General features: G+C 70.2%; 7 protein-coding genes. 2 read left to right on the top strand and 5 right to left on the bottom strand.

The features are described 5' to 3' along the window. Positions 1 to 53: 53 nt before the first annotated feature. Positions 54 to 704, top strand: a complete 651-nt coding sequence (locus Q4V64_RS36805) for a response regulator transcription factor (protein WP_124445763.1) — start codon at positions 54 to 56, stop codon at positions 702 to 704. A 60-nt stretch (positions 705 to 764) separates the two neighbouring features. Here Q4V64_RS36805 and Q4V64_RS36800 read toward each other — a convergent pair whose 3' ends face one another. From Q4V64_RS36800 to Q4V64_RS36790, 3 genes are all read right to left on the bottom strand, one after another. Further along, positions 765 to 1,022, bottom strand: coding sequence for a LysR family transcriptional regulator (locus tag Q4V64_RS36800; RefSeq protein ID WP_124445762.1), 258 nt, complete (start codon positions 1,020 to 1,022; stop codon positions 765 to 767). A 222-nt stretch (positions 1,023 to 1,244) separates the two neighbouring features. Then, positions 1,245 to 3,788: an FtsX-like permease family protein gene (locus Q4V64_RS36795; protein WP_124445761.1), complete on the bottom strand. Its 2,544-nt coding sequence runs from the start codon at positions 3,786 to 3,788 to the stop codon at positions 1,245 to 1,247. After that, on the bottom strand, positions 3,788 to 4,558 hold the full coding sequence (locus Q4V64_RS36790) for an ABC transporter ATP-binding protein (RefSeq protein WP_124445760.1): 771 nt from the start codon (positions 4,556 to 4,558) through the stop codon (positions 3,788 to 3,790). The genes Q4V64_RS36795 and Q4V64_RS36790 overlap by 1 nt, the downstream gene beginning before the upstream one ends. A gap of 254 nt (positions 4,559 to 4,812) precedes the next feature. Here Q4V64_RS36790 and Q4V64_RS36785 point away from each other — a divergent pair, with 254 nt between their 5' ends. After that, a complete protein-coding gene (locus tag Q4V64_RS36785; protein ID WP_124445759.1) occupies positions 4,813 to 6,036 on the top strand; it encodes a cytochrome P450 in 1,224 nt (407 codons plus the stop codon). Between the two features lie 20 nt (positions 6,037 to 6,056). Here the strand turns inward: Q4V64_RS36785 and Q4V64_RS36780 are convergent, their stop codons facing one another. Both Q4V64_RS36780 and Q4V64_RS36775 read right to left on the bottom strand, forming a co-directional pair. Continuing rightward, on the bottom strand, positions 6,057 to 8,141 hold the full coding sequence (locus tag Q4V64_RS36780) for an AarF/UbiB family protein (RefSeq protein WP_124445758.1): 2,085 nt from the start codon (positions 8,139 to 8,141) through the stop codon (positions 6,057 to 6,059). Positions 8,142 to 8,213: 72 nt separating this feature from the next. Continuing rightward, positions 8,214 to 9,767 carry a tryptophan 7-halogenase gene (locus Q4V64_RS36775; protein WP_124445757.1) on the bottom strand — a complete coding sequence of 518 codons (1,554 nt, stop codon included), beginning with the start codon at positions 9,765 to 9,767 and terminating at the stop codon, positions 8,214 to 8,216. Positions 9,768 to 9,802 lie beyond the last annotated feature (35 nt).

Here is a 9,802-nt window from a genome sequence, read left to right as displayed (position 1 = left end):
TTGAATACGGTTCCGGTGGCTGAGGGAGGCGGCCGCGAACTACGGTGCTCACTGTGACCATTCGTATAGTCCTTGCCGACGACCAGGAATCCGTACGTGTCGGATTCCGCCTCATCCTGGATTCCCAGCCGGACATGGAAGTCGTGGGCGAGGCCTCCGACGGCCTGCAGGCCGTCGAACTGGCCGCACGGCTGCGGCCGGACGTCGTCCTCGCCGACATCCGCATGCCGCGCATGGACGGCCTCGAGGTCACCCGGCGGCTCGCCGGGCCCGAGGCCGCGGATCCGGTGCGGGTGGTGGTCGTGACGACGTTCGGCCTCGACGAGTACGTCCACACCGCGCTGCACAACGGGGCCTGCGGCTTCCTGCTGAAACGCTCGGGTCCCACGCTGCTGGTGGAGGCGGTGCGCGCCGCGATGGCGGGCGACACCCTGATCAGTCCCTCGCTCACCGTGGGTCTGCTGCAGCAGTTACGGGAGGCCGGCAAGCCCAAGGTGGCGCAGCCGGTCGAGGCGCTGACGGAGCGTGAGACGGAGATCGCCCAGCTGGTGGCCAAGGGGCTGACCAACGCGGAGATCGGGGCCGAGCTCTTCATCTCGGCCGGCACGGCCAAGACACATGTCGCCAACGTCCAGCGCAAGCTGGACGTCCGCAACCGGGTCGGCATCGCCGCGTGGGTGTGGGGCAGCGGCCTGGCGCAGTGAGCCGGTACCGGGAGTGACCCGGCTCCGGACCAGGTGGGGCCGGGTCCGGAGCCGGTCGGGTCACACCGGTGTGCAGACACCTTTCATACTGTCGATCAGGGCGAGTACGGCCCGGGCGGACGGCAGTATCATGCGTCCCTCCCGGGTGAGTCTGGCCCCGGTGGAATCACGGGTGAAGAGTTTCGCGCCCAGCATCTGTTCCAGGCACTTGATCTGATAGCTGATCGCGGGTTGCGAATATCCGAGTGCCTTAGCGGCCTGATCCATGCGCCCGATCTCGGCCACGGACACAAAGGCCCGGAACTCACGCTCGTGCATCACTCCCCCTGTCTCTCGGTGGCACACCGCGAGTTCAGGTGATCCGGGCTCCCTACCGCGGAATCACTTGAATTCCACTCCATATCAACTCACCCGGAGTACGAGAGCAATGGAAGGTGCAGGAACCTGCACAGCCGCTGTTCCGTCATCGTCCGGGCGATGCCGAAAGGCGCCCTCGGAGATCCCGAGGGCGCCTTTCGGCCGTCGTACGGCGGTGTCCGGTCAGCCGTGGCTGATGGCCGCCAGGACGTTGAGACGGGAGCCGCGCCTGGCCGGAGCGATCGAGGCGATGACCCCGACGATCGCGGCGCCCACCAGGTAGGCGAGCATCTGCCCCCACGGGAGCGACAGTTGACTGACGCCCTGGTCCTCCATCGCTCGTGCGGCGGCGAGGCCGAGCGCGCCGCCGACCACGATGCCGAGCACCGCGCCGAAGAGCGAGATCACCACCGACTCGGTCATGATCATGCGTACGGTCTGGCCCCGGCTGAGGCCGATCGCACGCAGCGTGCCCATCTCCTTGGTCCGTTCCAGGATCGACAGGGCGAGGGTGTTGACGATGCCGAGGACCGCGATGAGCATCGCCACGCCGAGGAGCGCCTGGACGATGGTGAGCATCATGGCGAACCCGCCGCTGAACATCTTGATCACGTCGTCGCGGGTCTGCACGCTGACCTCGGGGCTGTCCTTGAGCAGCGTCTCGATCTGCGTCCGGAGCTGGGACTCGTCCGCCCCGCCCGCCAGCTGGAAGTACGCCTGCGAGGGCTGCTTGGACCGGAAGCCGGCCTCGGCGTCGGCCCAGGGCACGACCAAGCCGCTGGAGAGGGTGGAGTCCGCGAAGACGCCGGAGACCCGGTAGGTGTGCGTGTCACCGCGCTGGAGCTGGAGGGTGATCCGGTCGCCGACCTTGGCCCCACGGCTCTCGGCCGTGCTCTCGTTCATGATCACGGATCCCGGGGCCAGTGTGTCGATGCTGCCCTCCGCCGCCTTGAGCCCGAGCACCTCGCGGGCCTTCGTCCAGTCCTGCCAGGAAGTGACCGGCTGGCTCTCCTTGCCGACCATGGCCGTGTCCATGCTCACCGCGGCGACGCTCTCGACCCCCGGCACCTCGGCGATCCGGGCCAGCGCGGCCGGATCGACGGAGGCGGAGGACGCCGACCCCGCCTCGCCCATGGCCACCAGGTCGGCCTTCAGGTCCCGCCGGATGTCCCGGGTGACGCTGTCCTCGGCGGAGGCGGCCACCGTGCTGATGGCGGTGACCAGCGCCACGCCGATCATCATCGCCGAGGCGGTGATGGCCGTACGGCGGGGGTTGCGGGCGGAGTTGCTGCGGCCGAGGGCCCCGGGCGTCGACCGGGCGAACAGCGCGCCGAGCACCTCCACCGACGGCTTGCTGATCAGCGGGGTGAGCAGGGAGACGCCGATGAAGGCCAGCAGGACACCGCTGATGATCGTCGTGGCGCCGCCGGTCCCGGAGAGCCCGAGGACGAGGAGCAGGCCGCCGAGGCCGAGCATGACCGTTCCGGTCCAGGTCTGCTTGCGGTGTTTGCCCTGCTGCGTCGCGGTCGCGCGGATCACCGCGACCGGGGGGACCTTCGAGGCCCGTACGGCCGGGACGAGCGCGGACATCATCGTCACCAGGATGCCCACCGCGAACGAGGTGACCACCGCGCCGGCCGGCACTCCGAGCGAGGCCACCTGGAGCCCGTCGGTCGAGGAGGCCAGCAGGTCGGCGCCGAGTGCCCCGATGCCGACCCCGGCGGCCAGGCCCAGGGCCGAGGAGACCAGGCCGACCACGAACGACTCCGTCAGCACGGAGCCGATCATCTGCTTGCGGCTGGCGCCCAGAGCCCGCAGCAGGGCGAGTTCACGCATCCGCTGCGCGATGATGATCGAGAAGGTGTTGACGATCAGGAAGACACCGACGAACACCGCGACACCCGCGAAGCCGAGCAGCAGCATGTTCATCATGTCCAGGATGCCGCGCGACTTGTCGGAGGCCTTCTGAGCCAGTTCCTTGCCCGTCAGGACGTCGTAGCCCGCGCCGAGTTCCTTGCCGAGCGCGGAGCGGACGGTGTCGGCGGAGGCGCCGTCGGCGACGGTGACCTTGATGCCGGAGTAGCCGTCGGACCGGCCGAGCATCAGCCGCTGCGCGACCGGTTCGGTGAAGGCCACGGTCTGCTCGCCGCCGATGGAGTCCCGGTTCCCGGAGTAGCCGAAGACGCCGGCCACGACGAAGTTCTGTTTCGGCTCGTTCGTCAGCACACCGACCTGGTCGCCGACCTTGAGCCCGGCCTTCTCGGCGAGGCCGGCGTTGAGGGCCACCTCGTTGTCCGCGCGCGGCTCATGGCCCGAGCGGAGCGAGATCAGCCCGCTCTCCTCGCGCCAGCTCTCGCCGTACCGGGGACCGCCCGTACCGGGCACCACTTTTCCGTCCTTGCCGATGACCCGGGCGCCCTCGGCGAGGACCATCCCGCTCGCCTCGGCGACACCGGCGACGCCGGCCGCCCGGTCGACGGCCGCCCGGTCCACCGGGGGGATGACCGCCGCGTCGTCCTCGGCCGGGGACTTCACCTTGGGCTTGAGCGCCACATGCAGGTCGATGTCGGCGTAGGCGCCGGCGAACTGGGCGTCGATGGACCGGTTCAGGGTGTCCTTGATGACCATGGCACCGGACACGAACATCACGGCGAGGACGACCGCGAGGCCGGACAGGACCAGCCGGAGCTTGCGGGACAGCAGGCTCTTGAGAGTGAGCTTCAGCATCACGCCACCCGGGCCCTGCCGTCGAGGGAGCGCATCGTGTCGATGACGGCGTCCGGGGTCGGCTCCCGCAGCTCGGTCACGATCCGGCCGTCGGCCAGGAAGATGACACGGTCGGCGTAGGACGCGGCACGCGGGTCGTGCGTGACCATGACAATGGTCTGGCCGAGGGTGCGCACCGAGTCCCGCAGGAACTCCAGCACCTCGGTGCCGGAGACGGAGTCCAGGTTGCCGGTCGGCTCGTCGGCGAAGATGACCTCCGGCTGGGAGACCAGCGCGCGGGCGCAGGCCACCCGCTGCTGCTGACCACCGGAGAGTTCGGTGGGCCGGTGGCCCAGCCGGTCCGCGAGGCCGACGGTGTCGACCACGCGGTCGAACCAGTCCTTGGACGGCTTGCGCCCCGCGATCGACAGCGGCAGCAGGATGTTCTCCTCGGCCGTCAGCGTCGGGAGCAGGTTGAACTGCTGGAAGATGAAGCCGATCCGGTTGCGGCGCAGCAGGGTCAGCTCCTTGTCGGACATGTCGCTCACCCGGGCGTCGCCGATGAACACCTCGCCCTCGGTAAGGCTGTCCAGACCGGCCAGCGTGTGCATGAGCGTCGATTTCCCGGAGCCGGAGGGACCCATGATGGCGGTGAACTCACCGGCGGCGAATTCGACGTCCACACCCCGCAGTGCCGCAACTTGTGCCTCCCCCTTGCCGTACAGCTTGGTCACACCGACAGCTCGGGCAACGACCTGACGCTTGGTCGACGTCGGAATGGTCGCGGTCATGACTCACACTCCCCACACGGGTTGATTCGAACAGTCCATGACCGGAGCACTGTGCACCGTGCCCGGCGGATGCAATGGAGCCTAGGAGTCGGCCCGAGGCGGCCACATCTCCCAAACGGCATAGATACTCCTCCTCCGACGCCCCCGATCCGAGCGCACATAGAACTCTTGAGACCAGACCTGCGCCGAACGGCAGAGCGGCCCTAACGTTCCGAACCGAATGGGACGCTCCCGTAGCGGCACGGAGGACGGTCATGACCGGCACACGGACTCTTTCCAAGTACTGGATGCTCACCAACGAATTCACCCAGAACCCCTATCCGGTGCTCGAATACGTACGGCGCGAGCAGCCCGTGCGCGAGCTGTCGTTCCCGGACGGCGGTCGGGCCTGGGTGGTGACCCGGTACGAGGACGCCAAGGCCGCGCTCGCCGACCCCCGGCTGAGCCGTGACATCCACGTCCACTACCGCCTGATGTCCGAGCGCACCGGACGCACGATGACGCCCCCGCCCGAGGAGGCGAACCACCTCGCCAACCTGGAGCCGCCGCGGCACACACCGCTGCGCAGGGCCATCAGCTTCGCGTTCACCCCGCGCCGGGCCGAGGCCCTGCGGCCGAAGGTGGAACAGATCGCCGACGATCTCCTCGACGGCCTCGGCGAGCTCCCCGAGGCCGACCTGATCGCCGGGTACGCCGACCCGTTGCCGGTCATCACGATCGCCGAGCTGATGGGCGTACCGGCCGCGGCCTGGCCGGACTTCCTGCGCTGGTCGACCGCGCTGCGCACCTACTCCCCCACGGACGGCTCCGGGGTCCTCGACCGCAACATCCGGGAACTGTCCGCCTACATGGCGGACCTGATCGCGCACAAGGAACGCGAGCCCGGTGAGGACCTGCTCTCCGCACTGATCCACGCCACCCCGGAGAACCGGCTCACCAGCACCGAGATCCTCTCCACCGGCTTCGCCCTGATGACCGGCGGCAACGACACCACCGCCAGCCTGGTCGGCGGGGTGGTCGCCGCACTGCTGACGCACCCGGCGGAGCGGGCGCGGCTGCTGGCGGAGCCCGGCCGCTGGGGCAAGTCGATGGACGAACTGATCCGTTACGTGAGCCCCATCAGCAACGCGCTGCAGCGTGTCACCACCGAGCCGGTCGAGCTGGGCGGAGTGACGATCCCGGCCGGCGAGGTCGTCGTGGTCTGCGTCATGTCGACCAACCGGGACACGGACCAGTTCCCCGACCACCCCGACCGGCTGGACCTGGACCGGCTCAAGCCGGCCCACCTCAGCTTCGGGTTCGGCATCCACTACTGCTCGGGCGCGCACCTCGCGAAGATCATCACGGAGGTCGCCGCACGCCGTCTCTTCGAGCGCTTCCCGTCGGCCCGTCTCGCGGTCGACCCGGCCCAGCTGCGGTACGAGCGGAGCGTGGTGGTACGGCCGCTTCAGGCCCTGCCGGTCCTGCTGCGCCCGTGAGGGCCCCGGCGGGGTGCGGGTCACGTGGTGCGGCGCATCGCCGTGTAGAGGGCCCTCAGCATGAGGATCGCGCTCACCGCGAGCACGTGGTAGCCGAGCAGCGGGTACAGCTCCAGCTGCTGGGAGACCCTCGGGCCCTTGCCGGTGCCGAACACCACCAGCATCACGCCCATCAGGCCGGTGCAGGCGGCCATCAGGGTGACCGTCACCTGGTGGATCAGGCCGGAGACGAACCGCCGCTCGCGCTCGTCGGCGAGCACCCTGACCCGTACGCCCAGCCTGCCCTCCTCCAGTGAGGCGCTGATGCGCTCGGCCCGCCGCGGCAGCCTGCGCAGCATCGGGAGCACCGACAGCATCTCCTGGGCCGCCGCGTGCGCCACGGACGACAGGGCCGAAGGAGTCGGGCCCTCGGCCGCGGAGGCGTTCGTCCCGCGCTTCGACGACCCGTACCCGAGGCGATCGGCGAGCAGCCCGAGGGCGAATCCGCGTGCCTCGTCGAGGAGGTTGAAGCCCGGGGCCAGCTGGGTGAGGGTCCCCTCGATGGTGGCCAGGGCCCGGAACACCGCGGCGACCTCGGGCGGCACCGCGAGGCCGAACCGGGCGAACATGCGGAACAGCGTGGTGAACATCTCGGTGTCGGGCTGGGCGGCCACGCCCAGGTGCCGGGCCATGAAGCGGCCCAGCTCCCGTTCCAGCAGCAACTGGTCGGGCACCAGTTCCTCGTGCGTGGTGGCCCGGGTGCCGAGCAGGCTGATCAGGGCGTCGTGCAGCCCGGCCGGGTCGCCGCGGTCCACGGCCACCAGCAGCTCCTGGATGGCGACCTGCACCGACGGGTCGATGCGGCCGACCGAGCCGAAGTCGATCAGCCCGATCCGCCCGTCCTCCAGCAGCAGCATGTTGCCCGGGTGCGGGTCCGCGTGGAAGACGCCCACCCGCAGGATCTGGTGCAGTATCGAGCCGAACGCGGTGCGGGCCAGCTCCTCCCGGTCGAGGCCGGCCTGGTCGGCGGCCGCCCCGGCCCGCTCGAGGGTGACGCCCTCCAGCCACTCCTGCACCAGGATCCGGGCCGAGGTGAACTCGTAGTACACCTGCGGAATGCGCACCGGCGCGGTGGGGTCGAGTCCGCCGGTCGCCTTCGCCACCGCGCTCGAATTGCGCGCCTCGATCCGGAAGTCGAGCTCCTCGCGCACGGACTCGGCGAAGCCGTCGCCCAGTTCTCGCAGGCCGAGCGCCTGGGCGGAGCGGAGCCGGCTCTGCAGGCTGCGGCTGACGGCGAGCACGATGTCCAGGTCCCGCTCGACGGCCTCACGGATGCCGGGGCGCTGGACCTTCACGACGACCGTGGGGCCGCCGCGCAGCCGGGCCCGGTGCACCTGGGCGATGGACGCGGCGGCCAGCGGCACGTGCTCGATCCACTCGAAGACCTCGCGGACCGGCTTGCCCAGTTCCTTGTGGAGCACCGCCTCCACCTCCGGCCAGGGCGCCGGCGGGACGTCGCTCTGCAGTCGGCTCAGTTCGTCGATGAAATGCGTGGGCAGCAGATCGCGCCGGGTGGAGAGCACCTGGCCGAGCTTGATGAGCGCGCCCCCGCACTCCTCCAGGGCCAGCCGTGCCGACCTGGCGCACTGCTCGCCGTAGGGTCCGGGCTGCATCGCCCGCTGCCAGCCGGTCCGTCCGCGCAGCACCCGGCCCAGACCGTGCCGTACGAAGATCCGGCTGATCTTGGAGTAGCGGCGGGCCCGCCGCAGCCGGTCGCCGAGACCGCGCACCGCCTGCAGCGGCCGGGCCCAACTGCCGTACGGCAGAAAGACCTCGACGAACACCAGGGTGGCCATCGCGGCGAACAGCGCGAGGGGGATCTGCATGGTGGAGAGGGCGCCCAGGTCCTGGTCGCTGTGCTGCATCGCCTGCCCGTACACGGCGAGGGCGGCCACCCCCACCAGGCCGGCGCCGATCGCGCGCAGCGGGCCGACCCTGATGCCCAGCAGCCGGCGGGAGGCCGTCGAGACGCCGAAGGCGAGCACGCCGAGCAGGACCGTGGCGGTCAGGGCGATGAGGAGAGTGAGGGGTATGTCATTGATGACGCCGTTGGCCCGTAATGCCATGAATCCGCTCCCTCGGTAGGTCGCGGGCCACCCTAGGCGCAACTCGGCGCTGCTGAGCGGAATGTGGCAGCTTCATGCAACGGCGTCCCGGTGCAGCCGGCGCAGGTAGGCGTGTGCGCTCGGCAGCGTCTCCAGCAGGATGCGCTGCTGGCGTTTGACCCGGGTGAAGTGCTCGCCCGCCGCGCGCCGGGCGCCGGGACGGTGGCCGATCGAGACCCGCGGTGCGGGACACCCCGTGTGCAGCGCCGCGAGCAGACCGTAGTGCACGTCCTCACCGGGGCCTGCGGACAGTCCGGCGGAAAAGGCCTGCACGCACTCCTGGAGCGCGGCGGAGAGAGGCAGTTCGCGCTGGGCCCGCCAGAAGCCGGGGTCGGTACGGGGCGCCGCCGCGTAGTGCAGTTGTGCCACGTCGAGGGCGCGCGTCTGGCGGGCCTCGACAGCCCGGTTGAAGCGGGCCGCGGGGGCGTCCCGGGCGTCCCGGGAGGGGAAGTCGCGGACCAGCCGGTCGATGGTGTCCAGGGCTTCGGTCAGACCGTCGCCTCCCAGCGGTTCCACAGAGCAGGCGGACGCACCGGCCGCCACGCAGTTGCCCACCCAGGAGCGGTGGCTGCGCCCGAAGCGGTGGCTCGTCCGGCGGACCTCGGTGCGGGCCGGCGGCAGCCCCCACAGCTCACACAGCGCGCGGGCCGCCTCGTCCGGACCGGTCAGGGCCCGGGCGTACACGAGTCCGGTGACGAAGCGGCCGGGCAGCGGCATCTTCCAGGTCCAGCCGTACGGCATCGCGGTGGCGGTGGCGAACGGCTCGATGCCGTGGGTGTCGTCGTCGTGCGGAACGGTGACCGTGACGGTGCTGTCGCACAGCAGCCGGTCGTGCGCCGGATGGAACGGCTCTCCCAGCGTCCGGTTCAGCAACAGCCCTTCCTTTCCGGTGCAGTCCAGAAAGAAATCGCCGGGGATCGTCCGACCCTGTTCCGTGTGCAGGACGCTGATCATTCCGTCCGCGTCTCGCGCGGCATACCGCAGGCGGTCACGGAATACACGCACACCGAGGCGCCGTACGGCGAGGTCGCGCACGAACTCCGTGAACAGCCGGGTGTCGACGTGCCATCCGTAGGGAAGGGCCGCCCGCCCGTCCAGCCAGCGCGGTGATTTTCTGGCATCCATCAGCGGCGGCTCGCGAAAACAGGCGTAGTCGTACGGTTCTACGGTTTCCCCCTGCGAGCGCCGGCTCTGCCAGTAGTCGGAGAGCGGGTATTTCTCGCACTCCGGCATGTCCGCGTACGGACGGTAGAAGTGGTCGGCACCTCCGTTCGGCAGCGTGCGCGCCGTCGCCCCCGCCGCGCCAGGAGTACGCCAGTTGACGTGCCGGACAGCGGCTCTGAACGAAGCCCGGCAGGACCTCATCCAGACGCTCTCGGCGACGCCGAGCTGGTCGAACAGCACCCGCTGGAGCTCCGGTGGGACAGCCGTGACCTGCCCTGTCTCCACCCCGTCCGCGAGATCCGACGGCGCCTGAAGGACGGTGACCAGGACCGTCCCGCCGAAGGCCTGGGCCAGCCGGGCCGCGACGGTCCAGCCGACGACCGAGCCGCCCACCACGACGATCTTTTTGATGCTGCTTTCCATGTGGAAATGCTTTCCGTATGACCTGTACGGAACCT

Origin of the sequence: Streptomyces sp. NL15-2K (assembly GCF_030551255.1) — a bacterium.
Classification (GTDB): Bacteria; Actinomycetota; Actinomycetes; order Streptomycetales; family Streptomycetaceae; genus Streptomyces.
Note: the sequence above shows the minus strand (reverse complement) of the source record. Positions and strands in the feature narration are given on the sequence as shown.

Bases quoted from the DNA above. Each gene is read 5' to 3' on its own strand.
- Q4V64_RS36800 (WP_124445762.1), bottom strand. From the start codon at position 1,022: ATGCACGAGCGTGAGTTCCGGGCCTTTGTGTCCGTGGCCGAGATCGGG.
- Q4V64_RS36795 (WP_124445761.1), bottom strand. From the start codon at position 3,788: ATGCTGAAGCTCACTCTCAAGAGCCTGCTGTCCCGCAAGCTCCGGCTG.
- Q4V64_RS36790 (WP_124445760.1), bottom strand. From the start codon at position 4,558: ATGACCGCGACCATTCCGACGTCGACCAAGCGTCAGGTCGTTGCCCGA.
- Q4V64_RS36785 (WP_124445759.1), top strand. From the start codon at position 4,813: ATGACCGGCACACGGACTCTTTCCAAGTACTGGATGCTCACCAACGAA.
- Q4V64_RS36780 (WP_124445758.1), bottom strand. From the start codon at position 8,141: ATGGCATTACGGGCCAACGGCGTCATCAATGACATACCCCTCACTCTC.
- Q4V64_RS36775 (WP_124445757.1), bottom strand. From the start codon at position 9,767: ATGGAAAGCAGCATCAAAAAGATCGTCGTGGTGGGCGGCTCGGTCGTC.